The 15,753-nt window shown below is 68.2% G+C and carries 13 protein-coding genes; 9 read left to right on the top strand and 4 right to left on the bottom strand.

Annotated elements, in window-relative coordinates; translation table 11 throughout:
- Nucleotides 1–42: 42 nt before the first annotated feature.
- The gene (locus OG609_RS10545) at nucleotides 43–345 is read left to right on the top strand and encodes a WXG100 family type VII secretion target (RefSeq protein WP_327272575.1); all 303 of its coding nucleotides are present in this window, start codon (nucleotides 43–45) and stop codon (nucleotides 343–345) included.
- A 549-nt stretch (nucleotides 346–894) separates the two neighbouring features.
- On the opposite strand, the gene OG609_RS10540 is transcribed toward OG609_RS10545, so the two are convergent.
- Both OG609_RS10540 and eccCa read right to left on the bottom strand, forming a co-directional pair.
- On the bottom strand, nucleotides 895–1,164 hold the full coding sequence (locus OG609_RS10540; protein ID WP_327272574.1) for a hypothetical protein: 270 nt from the start codon (nucleotides 1,162–1,164) through the stop codon (nucleotides 895–897).
- 96 nt (nucleotides 1,165–1,260) lie between these two features.
- Nucleotides 1,261–5,235, bottom strand: a complete 3,975-nt coding sequence (gene eccCa, locus OG609_RS10535) for a type VII secretion protein EccCa (RefSeq protein ID WP_327272573.1) — start codon at nucleotides 5,233–5,235, stop codon at nucleotides 1,261–1,263.
- Nucleotides 5,236–5,470: 235 nt separating this feature from the next.
- Between eccCa and eccD the strand changes: the two genes are divergently transcribed.
- The 6 genes from eccD (at nucleotide 5,471) to OG609_RS10505 (ending at nucleotide 12,713) form a co-directional block, all read left to right on the top strand.
- Nucleotides 5,471–6,973, top strand: coding sequence for a type VII secretion integral membrane protein EccD (eccD, locus tag OG609_RS10530; RefSeq protein WP_327277999.1), 1,503 nt, complete (start codon nucleotides 5,471–5,473; stop codon nucleotides 6,971–6,973).
- Nucleotides 6,974–7,251: 278 nt separating this feature from the next.
- A complete protein-coding gene (rpsO, locus tag OG609_RS10525) occupies nucleotides 7,252–7,542 on the top strand; it encodes a 30S ribosomal protein S15 (RefSeq protein ID WP_003965855.1) in 291 nt (96 codons plus the stop codon).
- 333 nt (nucleotides 7,543–7,875) lie between these two features.
- Complete coding sequence (locus OG609_RS10520) at nucleotides 7,876–10,089, top strand: polyribonucleotide nucleotidyltransferase (protein WP_327272572.1); 2,214 nt, start codon at nucleotides 7,876–7,878, stop codon at nucleotides 10,087–10,089.
- Complete coding sequence (locus OG609_RS10515; RefSeq protein ID WP_327272571.1) at nucleotides 10,086–11,465, top strand: M16 family metallopeptidase; 1,380 nt, start codon at nucleotides 10,086–10,088, stop codon at nucleotides 11,463–11,465. Before OG609_RS10520 ends, OG609_RS10515 begins: the two co-directional genes overlap by 4 nt.
- Before the next feature lie 24 nt (nucleotides 11,466–11,489).
- Nucleotides 11,490–12,242: a 4-hydroxy-tetrahydrodipicolinate reductase gene (dapB, locus tag OG609_RS10510; RefSeq protein WP_327272570.1), complete on the top strand. Its 753-nt coding sequence runs from the start codon at nucleotides 11,490–11,492 to the stop codon at nucleotides 12,240–12,242.
- 12 nt (nucleotides 12,243–12,254) lie between these two features.
- Nucleotides 12,255–12,713, top strand: coding sequence for a tetratricopeptide repeat protein (locus tag OG609_RS10505; RefSeq protein WP_327272569.1), 459 nt, complete (start codon nucleotides 12,255–12,257; stop codon nucleotides 12,711–12,713).
- A gap of 91 nt (nucleotides 12,714–12,804) precedes the next feature.
- Here OG609_RS10505 and OG609_RS10500 read toward each other — a convergent pair whose 3' ends face one another.
- Together OG609_RS10500 and OG609_RS10495 are read right to left on the bottom strand one after the other, a co-directional pair.
- A complete protein-coding gene (locus OG609_RS10500; RefSeq protein WP_327272568.1) occupies nucleotides 12,805–13,356 on the bottom strand; it encodes a hypothetical protein in 552 nt (183 codons plus the stop codon).
- A gap of 94 nt (nucleotides 13,357–13,450) precedes the next feature.
- The gene (locus OG609_RS10495; protein ID WP_327272567.1) at nucleotides 13,451–13,690 is read right to left on the bottom strand and encodes a hypothetical protein; all 240 of its coding nucleotides are present in this window, start codon (nucleotides 13,688–13,690) and stop codon (nucleotides 13,451–13,453) included.
- Nucleotides 13,691–13,876: 186 nt separating this feature from the next.
- On the opposite strand from OG609_RS10495, the gene thyX reads away from it, so the two are divergent.
- Both thyX and dapA read left to right on the top strand, forming a co-directional pair.
- A complete protein-coding gene (gene thyX, locus OG609_RS10490; RefSeq protein WP_327272566.1) occupies nucleotides 13,877–14,614 on the top strand; it encodes an FAD-dependent thymidylate synthase in 738 nt (245 codons plus the stop codon).
- Between the two features lie 152 nt (nucleotides 14,615–14,766).
- Entirely contained in the window at nucleotides 14,767–15,666 is a 900-nt protein-coding gene (dapA, locus tag OG609_RS10485) for a 4-hydroxy-tetrahydrodipicolinate synthase (RefSeq protein ID WP_327272565.1), read from the top strand.
- Nucleotides 15,667–15,753 lie beyond the last annotated feature (87 nt).

Genomic DNA, 15,753 nt, shown 5'->3' with positions numbered 1-15,753 from the left:
ACGAGGCCTTCATACCAAACCTAGATAACACGGGAGGACCGCATGCCGAACAACAACGACGGCACGATGGTTGTCACTTACTCGAGCCTGGATCTCGCAGCCGGTGCCATTGACCGGCAGAGCAAGCAGCTCCAGGAGGACCTCGCGTCCATCAAGCGGATGATCGCCAATGTGTCCGAGCTCTGGGTGGGCGAAGCCAAGAGCGCCTATGACACTGCTCAGGCCGGCTGGGACGAGGACGCCAGGCAGATTCACACCGCGCTGAGCGAGATCTCCCGCAAGGTGCGCGAAGCTGGTGCTGCTTACCATGCCGGCGACAAGCGGGCGAGGGCCAACTTCGAGTAGAACTCGGCAGAACACAGGTCAGGGTGGGCACGCGCGGGAGGTGCCCACCCTGACCTGTGTCCCGAACACCAAGCCAAGCACAACGCGGCGCCCCTGCCACGAGGCAGGGGCGCAGTAACCAGACCCCGGAGCAGCCCCATTACCCGTCTCGGAGGCTCAGCAGGTATGGGGCGCTCACCAGGCCTTCAGATTCCTGTTGCCGGCGTAACGGCCGTTGCACGGCGTTTTACTGCCACAAGTGATCAGCTGCCGAGTGTGGCGGAGGGCCTGTCGCCCTTCTGCGCTTGCTCGGCACGCACGCTGAACAGCGAGGTCATGTCTTTGATGAGAGCGTCGTCGATGTCGCCCTTCCGGGCGCCCGTGAGTCGACCCGCACCTGAGCCACCGCACCCGGCTCGGACTTGAAACCCACAGTGCCGAAACGAGCGTTGCTCTCTTCCCCGAGCCCGCCGTCTGTGGCCGCCTCAAGGGACGGCCACAGGGTCTGCGCTGCATGCGGCGTCGCCCCCACGGCCATCTCCCGGGAGAGCGGGCCGTGGGGCGTGGGTGTCAGGCCGTGCAGCCGAGAGCCTTCTTCACCTTCGGTACGAAGTCGAGGGTGAAGGCCTTGATGTGCTTGCGACGTTCGGCAACGTCGCCGCTCGTCTTGAGACTTATGGTGACCAGTACAACGAGGTGGTCCGCCGTCGGGGCCGCGCAGCCCGTACTGACCATGGCGTTGTAGTCGCCCATCGCCCCCAGGCCCTCGGATGGCAGGTCCTTGATCTTCTCCCGATTCCGGAATCGGAAGCTGTCCAGGTCCGCAGCCGCGCGAGCCACCGCCCCATTCCCGGCGCGGAGAGCGCGCGGAGTACGAGGCAGGCGGGAACAGCCGCACAGGCCGTCCCGACTGCCCCGTCCGCCCCGCAGGCAGCCCTACCGCTCCCCAGCCATGAGCCCGGACTGCACCAGCGGATTTCCGCGCCGCCGCGTGACGAAGACCCCGCGCCCCGGGGGCATCGGGCGCGGCCGTACGTTGCCGAGGACGTCCCCCTCGATGGGGTCGCCCGAGAGCATCAGGCCCTGCGCGCCCAGCTCCATGATGCGCTGCATGAACGGCTCGTACAGGGCCCGTCCGGCGCCGGCCGTGCTACGGGCGATGATGAACCGGACGCCGACGTCACGTGAGAACGGCAGCATCTCCGTGAGCTTGGCCAACGGGTTCCCGCTGGACGTGGAGACCAGGTCGTAGTCGTCGATGACCACGTACACCGTCGGGCCGCTCCACCAGCTGCGCTCGCGCAGCTCCTGTGCCGTGACGTCGGGCGACGGCGTACGGCGCTTCATCAGGTCGTACAGCGCGTCCATGTGGTGCTCCATGTTGTTGGACATGGGCACGTACTCCGCCAGGTGCGTCGCAGGGGTGACGTCCAGGAGCGCTCGCCGGTTGTCGATGACGAAGAACTTGCAGACGTTACCGTCGTACCTCTCGGTCAGCTGCTTGATGAGCAGCCGCAGCAGGTTGGACTTGCCGGACTCGCTCTCGCCGAACACCAGGAAGAACGGGTCGCGCTCGAAGTCGAGGAAGACCGGCTCCAGGTTGTTCTCGTCGATACCGAACGCGATACCCCGCTCCGGATGCGCGTGGCCCGCGGGCAGTTCGTGCACCGGGAGTTCGCGGGGCAGCAGACGGACCGCCGGGGCGGGTGCCGCGGTCCAGTGCCGGGCGACCTCCTGGTTCATGGCCGCCGTCGCCTCGGAGAGGTCGCTGTCGGAGTTGATGCCGTCGATCCGCGGTACCGCGGCCATGAAGTGCAGCTTCTCCGGTGTGAGACCACGACCGGGCACGCCGGCCGGCACGTTGACCGCGGCCTTCCGGTCCAGCTCGGAGTCCATGACGTCACCGAGCCGCAGTTCGAGCCGGTTCATCAGGTGGTCCTTGAGATTGGCCCGGACCTCCATGGAGCGCGACGCCGTGACGATCAGGTGGATGCCGTATCCGAGGCCGCGTGCCGCGATGTCCACGGCCGCCGCTTCCAGGCCCTCGTAGTCCGTACGGAAGTTGCCCCAGCCGTCGATGATCAGGAAGACGTCGCCCCACGGCTGGTCCGTGACCGAGATGTCGCCGCGCGCCCGCAGCCTGCGGAAGGTGGCGATGGAGTCGATGCCCGCGCTGCGGAAGTACTCCTCGCGCCGCGCCATGATCCCGTACACCTCGGAGACCGTACGCCGCACCCGCTCCGGGTCGAGCCGGGAGGCGATCCCGCCGACGTGCGGCAGACCGGAGACCGAGGCCATACCGCCGCCACCGAAGTCGAGTCCGTAGAACTGGACCTCCTGGGGCGTGTGGGTGAGTGCGAAGCCCGCGATGAGTGTGCGCAGCAGCGTGGACTTGCCGGACTGCGGACCACCGGTGATCTGCATGTGGCCTGCCGCACCGGAGAAGTCCCGGTAGAGCGTGTCGCGCCGCTGTTCGTACGGTTTGTCGACCACACCCAGCGGTACGACGAGGCGGCCCGAACCTTCGAATCCGGGCTGGGTCAGCCCACGGCCTTCGACCGCGGAGAGTCCCGGCAGGAGCTCGTCCAGCGACGGCGGGTTGTCCAGCGGAGGGAGCCACACCTGGTGCGCGGAGGCTCCCCGGCCCTCCAGCCGGCGCACGATCACATCGAGCACCGTGTCGGCCAGGGCGTCATCCTCCGGTGTACGCGCCTCGGGCACCGAGGCCCCGGTCTGCGGGCTCGGCTGTACGTACTGCACCGGCACCGGAGCCGCCGTGAACACCACCGGCCTGCGGTCCACCGGCAGAGGGCCGGAGGATACGGCCGACTGGGCGCCCGAGCGGTACACCCCGGAGACGTACGCGGCCTTGAAGCGCACCATCTCGTCCGTGCCGTACTTCAGGTAGCCGGAACCGGGGACATTGGGCAGATGGTAGGCATCGGGCACACCCAGCGCCGCCCGGGACTCGCCCGCCGAGAACGTGCGCAGGCCGATCCGGTAGGACAGATAGGTCTCCAGACCGCGCAGCCGCCCCTCTTCGAGGCGCTGCGACGCCAGCAGCAGATGGACGCCCAGCGAACGGCCGATGCGTCCGATCTGCACGAACATCTCGATGAAGTCGGGCTTGGCGGTCAGCAGTTCGCTGAACTCGTCGATGACCAGGACGAGGGAGGGGATGGGCTGCAGCGGAGCGCCCGCGGCACGCGCCTTCTCGTAGTCGTGGATGTTGGCGTAGTTGCCCGCGTCGCGCAGCATCTCCTGTCGGCGGTTGAGCTCACCGCTGATGGAGTCACCCATGCGGTCAACCAGCGTCAGATCGTCCGCGAGGTTGGTGATCACGGCTGCGACGTGGGGCATCTGTGCCATACCGGCGAAGGTGGCACCACCCTTGAAGTCCGCGAGGACGAAGTTGAGCGTCTCCGAGGTGTGGGTGACGGCAAGGCCGAGTACGAGCGTACGCAGCAGTTCGGACTTTCCGGAACCGGTGGCGCCGACGCACAGGCCGTGTGGCCCCATTCCCTCCTGCGCCGCTTCCTTGAGGTCCAGCATCACGGGGCTGCCGTCCTCGCCGACGCCGATCGGGACGCGCAGCCGCTCCGCCTGGGAGCGGGCCCGCCAGGTCCTGCTGACGTCGATCGATGCCGCGTCACCGAGGTTCAGGAGATCGGTGAATTCGAGATTGGCGAGCAGCGGCTCGTCGTCGTCCCCGCCCGAGGCGACATGGAGCGGAGCCAGTTGCCGGGCCAGTGCTTCGGCGGCCTCATAGCTGAGCAGGTCGGGAAGGCCGTCGTAGACCAGACCGTGGCCGGACTCCAGCCGCAGCGAATGGGGGTGAACCGTGACGGACAGGCCGCCGCGTGCCCCGTTGACCTCACCCGGTACGACCTCGACGACCGTCACACCCTGGAGGCCCTCGGCCGCAGCGAGCGCCGACACGGGCGATACGGACTGGCCGTCGAGCACGACGACGACATGAGGCTGGTCCATGAGCGGCTGTCCATCGGGCTGGAAGCGCGGCCGGCCGTCGAGCCGGCCCGCGAGCATTTCCTCCAACTCCGCCATGCTCGTGCTGATCAGCCGGCGGCCGCCGGCACCGTCGATGAAGTCCGGGGCCTGGACGTGCGGAAGCCACTTCGCCCATTCCCAGCGCGGCGCGGCGTCCCGGTCCGTCGCGACGGCGATGATCAGGTCCTCGGGGGAGTGCAGCGAGGCGAGTGCACCGACCATCGCACGGGCCGTGGAACGGACGGACTCCGCTTCGCCGCTGATCGTCAGGTGGTAGAAAGCGCGCAGCGAGACCGCCATGGGCAGGCCGTCCAGTGTGCTGTGGGTCGTCAGGAACTGCTGCATCGCCCCAGCGGTCAGCGGCTCCAGCTCATCGACCGGCGCGGTCTCGGGCGCGATGAGCGGTGTGGCGAGTTCCTGACTGCCCAGGCCGATGCGTACCTGCGCGAAGTCGGCGTCACCGACGCGGCGCTCCCACACTCGGCTGCCCTCGGCGACAAGCGCCCACAACTGCTCCGGCGACGGGTGGAGATAGAACTGTGCGTCGCGCTGTTTGCGGGCTGTCTTCAGCACGGCGCGTCTGGTCTGCGTCAGATACTTCAGATAGTCACGCCGCATGTCGGCGAGCTGTCCCTGGGTGCCTCGCCGGAAGCGGACGAGCATCGCAACGGCCATGGCGACCGTTGACGCGATCATGATCATGCCCATGATCCGCATGATCGGGTTCGGGGTCATGAAGAAGAAGACGACGGAACCACCCATGCCGAGCATCGGCAGCAGCTGCATCATCACCCCCTCCTGCTGACCGCGAGGAAGTTCGGGCGGAGGTTGCAATTGCACCTGCTCGCCCGGTACTTCGGAGGGCAGGGCCCGCGGTGGGCGCTTGACGACGATCTGGCTCACAGCTCACCAATTCCCTTGCCGGACAGAACGGTTCGTATCGGCGCCCCCGTGGCGACGGGCTCCATCCGCGGGAGGATCCTACTGGCGTACGAGATGACACCGGGAGCGATAGGGTGTCGCGACGCGTGTAAGCATTCGCTAACTACCGCACGGAAACGGTCATTCGGGGCGCGAGCGAGGCCCGCGATCCTGGGGTTCGTTTCAGTGGAACGATGAGGGGGAGCAGCAGGTGACTATGACGGCCCAAGCGGCGGCCACCGGACAAGGTCGGCCGGGTCCCGGAGTTCCGGCCGGCAACGGAACCGGATTCTGCCGGGTCACGGTCGTCGCACCCGACAGTCGCGTCGACGTGGCGCTGCCCGAGGACATCCCGGTCGCCGACCTGTACCCGGAGATCCTCCGGCTGTCGGGGCAGAGCCCCGCCCAGGGCGCTCCGGTCGGCTATCACCTGGTGCGCCGCGACGGCACCGTCCTCGACGGCGGGCGCACCCTGGCCGGCCAGCGCATCCTCGACGGTGAACTACTGTCCCTGCGCCCCTTCTCCGAGTCCCTGCCCCCCGCGGTCTTCGACGACGTCTCCGACGCAGTCGCCTCCGCCGTCGTCCGGGACCGCACCCTCTGGGGCGACAGCCTCATGCGCGGAGCCGGGCTCTTCGGCGGTTCGGTCCTGCTGGTCCTGCTCGGTTTCGTGCTGTGGACCTCCGACGTCCGGCACGACATGCACGGCCTGCCCGGCGTTCTTGCTGCTGTCGTTGCCGTACTCGCTCTCGCGCTCGCGTGCGTACGTGCGCGCGTCTATGACGACCGGGGATCGTCGACAGCTCTGGGGATCGGCGCGCTCGCGAACGCGGCGGTCGCCGGTGCCGGGCTGCTGCCGCTCGGTGAGGGCCAGGGCATCGGCAGGCTCCAGTTCCTGCTCGCCTGCGCCGCCGTGCTGGTGGCGGCGGTGATCCTCATGATCGCCGCCCCTGGCGGGGACGGTCTCTTCGTCGCGTTCGTGTTCGCTGCCGCCATCGGTCTGCTGGTGACCTTCATCGCGATCACGACCGGCATGGAGCCTGCCGAGACCGCGGCGGTGTGCGCCCCGCTCTCCGTGGGTGTCCTCGCCTTCCTGCCCGGTCTCTCCACCCGTTTCGCCCGCCTTCCCATCGGCTTCGAGCCGCCCCGTACCACCGCCGGTGACTACGGGACGTCCGAACCGGCGCCGCAGGGCCCGGTCGACGCCGACCGCATCGCCGCCCAGGCGCGGCGCGGACACGAACTGCTCGTCGGCCTGGTCGGCGGATGCGCGCTGGTGGCCGTGGGCGCCGCAGCCGTCCTGGGGTTCTCGGACAACATCTGGGGCCAGTTGTTGGCGCTCGCCACCGGAGTCGCCATGCTGATGCGTTCCCATCTGTTCCGTTACACGGCCCAGGTCGGCTGCGCCCTGGCGGCGGGTCTCGGCGCACTTGTGCTCCTGGGCCTCGGCCTGTCCCTCAATCCGCCGACCGAAATGCTGCGCGAGGCTGTCATGGGGGACAGCACCGCGCTCGACATCCATACGATCTGGATCACCGCAGCCGTTGCCGGCGCCGCCGCCCTGATCACTGCCATAGGGCTGATCGTGCCGCGCAAGGGAGTCACCCCGTTCTGGGGACGCTTCCTGGAGATCGCCGAGGCGTGTGTGCTTCTGACGCTGATGCCCCTGTGCCTCGCAGTCTTCGATCTGTACCACTCGATCCGCGCCCTCACCAGCTGACCCCGGGGGCCCGCCCGGCCGAACCCGGCTCAGCCGGGCAAAAGAGCCCGTCCAGCGATCGAGGACAAGGCGGCTCCCCGGCCGCTCCCGGGCCATCGCACCCCCGACCGAACCGGCTCCGCCGGACTGGTACGCTGGGTGACGGCCGTTTGTGTACGCGCTCCCGGATCATCCTGGGAGCTGCGCTCATCGGACCTTCGCCCCCGAGTAACGGAAGAACCCCTGCGATCAAGACCAGGGGCACTCGTGGACGCATCGAACATCAAAGAGGAGTACGCGTGCCGCTCGACGCCGCTACGAAGAAGCAGATCATGTCCGAGTTCGCCCAGAAGGAGGGCGACACCGGCTCCCCCGAGGTCCAGGTCGCGATGCTCTCCCGCCGCATCTCGGACCTGACGGAGCACCTCAAGACGCACAAGCACGACCACCACTCCCGCCGTGGTCTGCTGATCCTGGTCGGCCAGCGTCGCCGCCTTCTGCAGTACCTGGCCAAGAAGGACATCCAGCGCTTCCGTGCCCTGGTCGACCGCCTCGGCATCCGCCGCGGTGCGGCCGGCGGCGCCAAGTAATACGCCGTGAAGGGAGCGGTTCCCACTACTGAGGGGGCCGCTCCCTTTGTTGTACGTACGATTGTGCGTACGTATGTATGTACGGGATGTGGCGGGCCCGCCCGCACGACCGGAATGCCAAGCTGAGCCGAATCTCAGTAACCTGGTCGCAGAACGTCCCACAGACGAGCGAGAGGAAGACTCCCCGCCGCCGGTCCTCGGTAGTGGCCCCCGGACACAGCAACCCGGGTGCTTCGATCGAAGACCGGCCCGCCGATGGAGCGCTTCTCCGCAACCGTCCCCCGCCACACGGGCGTGGGGGCGAGAAGACGATATGTATCGGAGAAAACGCTAGTGGAGAACGAGACCCACTACGCCGAGGCCGTTATCGACAACGGAACCTTCGGCACCCGCACCATCCGCTTCGAGACGGGCCGCCTGGCCAAGCAGGCCGCCGGCTCCGCCGTTGCGTACCTGGACGACGACACCATGGTGCTGTCGGCCACCACGGCTTCCAAGAAGCCCAAGGACCAGCTCGACTTCTTCCCCCTGACGGTGGACGTCGAGGAGCGGCAGTACGCCGCGGGCAAGATCCCCGGCTCCTTCTTCCGTCGTGAGGGCCGGCCCTCCGAGGACGCGATCCTCACCTGCCGCCTGATCGACCGCCCGCTGCGCCCCTCCTTCAAGAAGGGCCTGCGCAACGAGATCCAGATCGTCGAGACGATCATGGCGCTCAACCCCGACCACCTGTACGACGTGGTCGCGATCAACGCCGCCTCCTGCTCCACGCAGCTGGCCGGCCTGCCCTTCTCCGGCCCGGTCGGCGGCACCCGTGTCGCCCTGATCAAGGGCCAGTGGGTCGCCTTCCCGACGCACACCGAGCTCGAGGACGCCGTCTTCGACATGGTCGTCGCCGGTCGCGTCCTGGAGGACGGCGACGTCGCGATCATGATGGTCGAGGCCGAGGCCACCGAGAAGACCATCCAGCTCGTCAAGGACGGCGCCGAGGCCCCGACCGAAGAGGTCGTTGCCGCCGGTCTCGAGGCCGCGAAGCCCTTCATCAAGGCCCTCTGCAAGGCCCAGTCGGACCTCGCCGCCAAGGCTGCCAAGCCCACCGGCGACTTCCCGGTCTTCCTGGACTACCAGGACGACGTCTTCGAGGCACTCGCCGCCGCCGTCACGTCCGAGCTGGCCCAGGCGCTCACCATCGCCGGCAAACAGGACCGCGAGGCCGAGCTGGACCGCGTCAAGGAGATCGCCGCCGAGAAGCTTCTCCCGGCCTTCGAAGGCCGCGAGAAGGAGATCTCCGCCGCGTACCGTTCGCTGACCAAGAAGCTGGTCCGCGAGCGCGTCATCAAGGACAAGGTCCGCATCGACGGCCGTGGCGTCACGGACATCCGTACGCTCGCCGCCGAGGTCGAGGCCATCCCGCGCGTGCACGGCTCGGCGCTGTTCGAGCGTGGCGAGACCCAGATCCTGGGCGTCACCACCCTCAACATGCTCCGCATGGAGCAGCAGCTGGACACCCTCTCCCCGGTGACCCGCAAGCGCTACATGCACAACTACAACTTCCCGCCGTACTCCGTCGGTGAGACCGGCCGCGTGGGCTCGCCCAAGCGCCGTGAGATCGGCCACGGCGCGCTCGCCGAGCGCGCCATCGTGCCGGTGCTGCCGACGCGCGAGGAGTTCCCCTACGCGATCCGCCAGGTCTCCGAGGCGCTGGGCTCCAACGGCTCGACGTCCATGGGCTCGGTCTGCGCCTCCACCATGTCGCTGCTGAACGCCGGTGTGCCGCTCAAGGCCGCTGTCGCCGGTATCGCCATGGGCCTGATCTCCCAGGAGATCGACGGCAAGACCCACTACGTGGCCCTCACCGACATCCTCGGTGCGGAGGACGCCTTCGGCGACATGGACTTCAAGGTCGCCGGCACGAAGCAGTTCGTCACCGCGCTCCAGCTCGACACCAAGCTCGACGGCATCCCCGCCTCGGTCCTGGCCGCCGCGCTGAAGCAGGCCCGCGACGCCCGCCTCCACATCCTCGATGTGATGAACGAGGCCATCGACGTCCCGGACGAGATGTCCCCGAACGCCCCCCGGATCATCACCGTCAAGATCCCGGTGGACAAGATCGGTGAGGTCATCGGCCCCAAGGGCAAGATGATCAACCAGATCCAGGAGGACACCGGCGCCGACATCACGATCGAGGACGACGGCACCATCTACATCGGTGCCGCCGACGGACCGGCCGCCGAGGCCGCCCGCGCCACGATCAACTCGATCGCCAACCCGACCATGCCGGAGGTCGGCGAGCGCTACCTGGGTACGGTCGTCAAGACCACCACCTTCGGTGCGTTCGTGTCCCTCATGCCGGGCAAGGACGGCCTGCTGCACATCTCGCAGATCCGCAAGCTCGCCGGTGGCAAGCGCGTGGAGAACGTCGAGGACGTGGTCGGCGTCGGAGCCAAGGTTCAGGTCGAGATCGCCGAGATCGACTCCCGCGGCAAGCTCTCCCTGATCCCCGTCATCGAGGGTGAAGAGGACGAGAAGAAGGACGACGCCGCCAAGTGACGTCCCGTAGTTCCGTGACGACGGCCCGCGCCTCCTCGAAGGCGCGGGCCGTCGCCCGTACCCAAACGCTTCTCAAGGGCACCAACGGCATCGGTACGGTCCGCCGCACCGTCCTTCCCGGCGGTCTCCGGGTCGTCACCGAGACGCTGCCCTCCGTCCGCTCCGCCACCTTCGGGATCTGGGCCAACGTCGGATCACGCGACGAGACCCCCACCCTGAACGGTGCGACGCACTACCTCGAACACCTCCTCTTCAAGGGCACCGCCAAGCGCAGCGCCCTCGACATCTCAGCCGCCATCGACGCGGTCGGCGGCGAGATGAACGCCTTCACGGCGAAGGAGTACACCTGCTACTACGCGCGGGTCCTCGACACCGACCTGCCGCTGGCCATCGACGTCGTCTGCGACATGCTGACCGGCTCGCTCATCACCGCCGAGGACGTCGATGCCGAGCGCGGCGTCATCCTCGAAGAGATCGCGATGACCGAGGACGACCCGGGCGACTGCGTGCACGACCTGTTCGCGCACACGCTGCTCGGCGACACCCCCCTCGGCCGCCCGGTCCTCGGCACCGTCGACACCATCAACGCGCTCGACCGCGGCCGGATCGCCCGCTTCTACAAGAAGCACTACGACCCCACGCACCTGGTCGTCGCCGCCGCGGGCAACATCGACCACGCCACGGTCGTACGCCAGGTCCGCAAGGCCTTCGAGCGCGCGGGCGCCCTGTCCCGCACCGAAGCCGTCCCGGTCGCCCCGCGCCAGGGCTCCCGCACCCTGCGCACCGCGGGCCGCGTCGAGCTGCTGAACCGCAGGACCGAGCAGGCCCATGTCGTTCTCGGCGTGCCCGGCCTGGCCCGCACCGACGACCGCCGCTGGGCGCTCGGCGTACTCAACACCGCCCTCGGCGGCGGCATGAGCTCACGCCTTTTCCAGGAGGTACGGGAGAAGCGCGGCCTCGCCTACAGCGTCTACTCGTACACCTCGGGCTTCGCCGACTGCGGACTCTTCGGCGTGTACGCGGGCTGTCGTCCCAGCCAGGTCCACGATGTCCTCAAGATCTGCCGGGACGAACTCGACCGGGTAGCGTCCGAAGGGCTGAGCGACGAGGAGATCGGCCGCGCCATCGGGCAGCTCTCCGGCTCCACGGTTCTCGGCCTGGAGGACACCGGCGCGCTGATGAACCGTATCGGCAAGAGCGAACTGTGCTGGGGCGACCAGATGTCGGTCGACGACATGCTGGCCCGGATAGCGCGGGTCACCCCCGATGACGTCCGCGCGGTGGCGGGCGAGGTCCTCGGACACCGCCCCTCGCTCTCCGTCATCGGCCCGCTCAAGGACAAGCAGGCCGACCGCCTCGACGAAGCGGTCTCCTAACTCCACCGTTAAGGAAGCAGACCAATGAGCAAGCTGCGCGTGGCCGTTCTCGGCGCCAAGGGCCGTATCGGATCCGAGGCGGTACGAGCCGTCGAGGCCGCCGACGACATGGAGCTGGTGGCCGCCCTGGGGCGTGGCGACAAGCTGGAGACCCTCGCGGAATCCGGCGCCCAGGTCGTCGTCGAGCTCACCACCCCCGCGTCGGTGATGGGCAATCTCGACTTCTGTATCCGGCACGGCATCCACGCCGTCGTCGGTACGACGGGCTGGTCCGACGAACGGCTCGCGCAGCTGAACACCTGGCTCTCCGGCTCCCCGGAGACCGGTGTGCTCATCGCGCCGAACTTCTCCATCGGCGCGGTCCTCACGATGAAGTTCGCGGAGCAGGCCGCCCGCTACTTCGAGTCCGTCGAGGTCGTCGAACTGCATCACCCCAACAAGGCCGACGCCCCCTCGGGCACCGCCACCCGCACTGCCCAGCTGATCGCAGAGGCCCGGAGGAAGGCCGGCTGCGCCCCGCAGCCGGACGCCACCACCACAGCCCTGGACGGCGCCCGCGGCGCGGACGTGGACGGAGTCCCGGTCCACGCGATCCGGCTCCGAGGTCTCCTGGCCCACCAGGAAGTGCTGCTCGGCGGTGAGGGCGAGACGCTCACCATCCGCCACGACTCCCTGCACCACAGCAGCTTCATGCCGGGCATCCTGCTCGGCACACGCCGCGTGGTGACCACTCCCGGCCTCACGTTCGGCCTGGAACACTTCCTCGACCTGAACTGACTGAGCCCTGCCATGCGCGCAAAGATCACTTACTTCGTCACCGCTGCCGTCCTGGTCTTCTACTTCGCCCTGGTCGGCAGCCGTGGCGTCCTGCTCATCCGGCACGGCACGCTGCTGACGGTCACCTTCGGGGTCGCGGTGCTGATCCTGCCGGTGATCGGTATCTGGTTCCTCTGGAAGAACACCCAGTTCGTGGCGCGAGCCAACGCGCTGGCCGCGGAACTGGACGCGGAGGGCGGCCTGCCGGTCGACGAGCTGGTCCGCACCCCGTCCGGACGCATCGACCGCGCCTCGGCCGACGCCGTGTTCGCACGTCGCCGGGAGGAGACCGAGGACTCGCCGGGCGACTGGCGCTGCTGGTTCCGCCTGGCCGTCGCCTACCAGGACGCCAGGGACACCCCCCGCGCCCGAAAGGCCATGCAGCGCGCCATCGCCCTGCATACGAAGCCCACCCGGCCCAGCACGCCCTGACCCGGGCCGACGGGCTGTCCGACCGAATCATCGAGCCCGTCCGGCGCCTGAGGACAAAACGGCTACCGGGCGGCCCCGGTAGCCGGACGCCTCAGCCCCGCCGATACTCGTCCCCCCACGCCTCGACCGTGTCGGCCGCACGGTCGAACGCCTCACCCCGCGCCAGGAAATCCGCGTTGCTGTCGGTGAGCAGGGGCGGAATAGCCTCGCCCCCCTGGCGTACGACGATCAACGCCTGCCCCTGCACGGTGCGGGGAAACCCGAGCCACCTCACCGGCTGCTGCACCGTACGGACGGCCTCGACACGGTTCCACGGCACGGTCGTCGTCGTGAAGAAGGAGATCCGGCGCACGCCGTGACGGCTCACCCAGGCGCCGACCCGCAACAGCCGCAGGGCGCAGCCGATGACCACGACGGCGAGCACCAGACATGCGGCGGCGCCCGGCACCGCCCCGGCGAACACGATGATCATCCCCGCGAGCAGGATGAACGACGCGAGCAGCAGCAGGGAGGCCGCAGCCGCAACCCGCCAGGGTCCTGGGCGGTACGGACGCCGCCAGCTGTCGTGGTCGTCGAACGGCAGCGCGATGTCCTCAGCGCTCGCGTCAAACGCGCGGTCGGCCGTCAGAAAGGGCAGGGGCACGACTGATCCTCACTCACAAGCACGCTCGATTGCTGTGCCCGGTGAGGCTACCGAGGAGGCCGCCGACCAGACCACCCCAGGGGGCCCGTAGGAGTCAGCGCCCGTGGGCAGCTTCGGTCTGCTGGGCGTGCGACGGCCCCTGGGTGGGGCTCAGAGCGGGCAGGCCGAGGATCAGCGACCCGACGAGACCTGCGACGACCGTCAGCCCGACAAGGGAACGGCCGGCCAGCTGGGAGACGGTGGTGCGCTCCCGCGGGGGCGGGGTGACGTTACTGCGGAATCGGTCGGCCTCGGCTACGAACGAGAACGGGACGGATTCACGCCGGCGGAACATGAGGAAGCTCTCCTTGAACTCTGTTACGGATGCTGCTACCGGGTCAGACGTACGGCAGACCCGTTCGGTGCCCCGAATCGCCGAATTCGTCGAAGAAATCCCTGCACGACCCTTCCGGCCCTCGTTGTCAGCGGCGGCCCGTAGAGTGGGCGCCGCCCGAGCGACGCAATTGGAAGGACCCCGCCGGTGACCGAGACCCCCGAGCCCGTAAAGCCCAGCTTCCGCAGTGATGTCACCGTTGACCTGGTGAAACACGCCGCAGGCGACTCCGACGTCCTGTTCGCGGCCCGTGTCTCCACGGCCGGTGAGCAGTCCCTGGAGGAGGTCACCAAGGACCCTGAGCGCTCCAAGGGGCTCATCAACTTCCTGATGCGCGACCGGCACGGCAGCCCGTTCGAGCACAACTCGATGACCTTCTTCATCAGCGCCCCGATCTTCGTGTTCCGCGAGTTCATGCGCCACCGCGTCGGCTGGTCGTACAACGAGGAATCGGGCCGCTACAGGGAGCTGGAACCGGTCTTCTACGTTCCGGGGGAGTCCCGCAAGCTCGTCCAGCAGGGCCGCCCCGGCAAGTACGAATTCGTCGAGGGCACCCAGGCCCAGCAGGAGCTCACCGGCCGCATCATGGAGGACTCCTACCGCCAGGCGTACGAGGCGTACCAGGAGATGCTCGCCGCAGGAGTGGCCCGTGAAGTCGCCCGCGCGGTGCTCCCCGTCGGCCTGTTCTCCTCGATGTACGCCACATGCAACGCCCGCTCGCTGATGCACTTCCTCGGCCTGCGCACCCAGCACGAGCTGGCGAAGGTGCCGTCCTTCCCGCAGCGGGAAATCGAGATGGTCGGCCAGCAGATGGAGGAGCACTGGGCCCGGCTCATGCCGCTCACCCATGCAGCCTTCAACAAGAACGGACGTGTAGCCCCGTAAGCGGTGTCCGTATTGCGGCGTTTCGTGAAGTTCATCTAGGCTGATCAAACGGACCCGGCACTGCTTGAACCCCCGAGCAGGCAGTGCCGGGCTCCTAATGTGTGTCCCCCCGAGGGGGCATTGGGCGCTGAGCAACGAGTAGCGTGTTACCCATGGCTCCGATCTCCACTCCGCAGACCCCCTTCGGGCGGGTCCTCACCGCTATGGTCACGCCCTTCACGGCGGACGGTGCACTCGACCTCGACGGTGCCCAGCGGCTCGCCGCCCATTTGGTGGACGCAGGCAATGACGGCCTGATCATCAACGGCACCACCGGCGAGTCCCCGACCACCAGCGACGCGGAGAAAGACCAGCTCGTAAGGGCCGTACTGGAAGCAGTGGGAGACAGGGCCCACGTCGTCGCCGGCATCGGCACCAACGACACCCGCCACAGCATCGAGCTCGCCCGCACGGCCGAACGCTCCGGTGCTCACGGCCTCCTCGCGGTGACGCCGTACTACAACAAGCCGCCGCAGGAAGGCATCTTCCGCCACTTCACGGCCATCGCCGACGCCACCGGTCTGCCGGTGATGCTCTACGACATTCCGGGCCGCAGCGGTGTGCCGATCGACACAGAGACGCTGGTACGGCTTGCCGAGCACCCGCGCATCGTCGCCAACAAGGACGCCAAGGGCGACCTCGGCCGCGCCAGCTGGGCCATCGCCCGGTCCGGCCTCGCCTGGTACTCCGGCGACGACATGCTGAACCTGCCGCTTCTCTCGGTCGGGGCCATCGGATTCGTCTCCGTCGTCGGCCATGTCGTCACCCCCGATCTGCGCGCCCTCATCGAGGCGTATCTCGGCGGCGACGTTCAGAAGGCCACGGAGATCCACCAGAAGCTCCTGCCGGTCTTCACCGGCATGTTCCGTACCCAGGGCGTCATCACCACCAAGGCCGCGCTGGCCCTCCAGGGCCTCCCCGCAGGCCCTCTGCGACTTCCCCTGGTGGAACTCACCGCACAGGAAACGGCGCAGCTCAAGATCGATCTCGCCGCCGGTGGGGTAGAGCTGTAACCACAGACTTCACAACTGAATAAGCGAAGAACACTCGCAAGAGTGACAACACAGACAACAGCAAGTGCACGAATGACATGCGCGCCA

It is taken from the genome of Streptomyces sp. NBC_01224, from assembly GCF_036002945.1.
Lineage (GTDB): Bacteria > Actinomycetota > Actinomycetes > Streptomycetales > Streptomycetaceae > Streptomyces.
The sequence above is the reverse complement of the archived record's forward strand: the minus strand, read 5'-3'. Positions and strand labels throughout refer to the sequence as shown.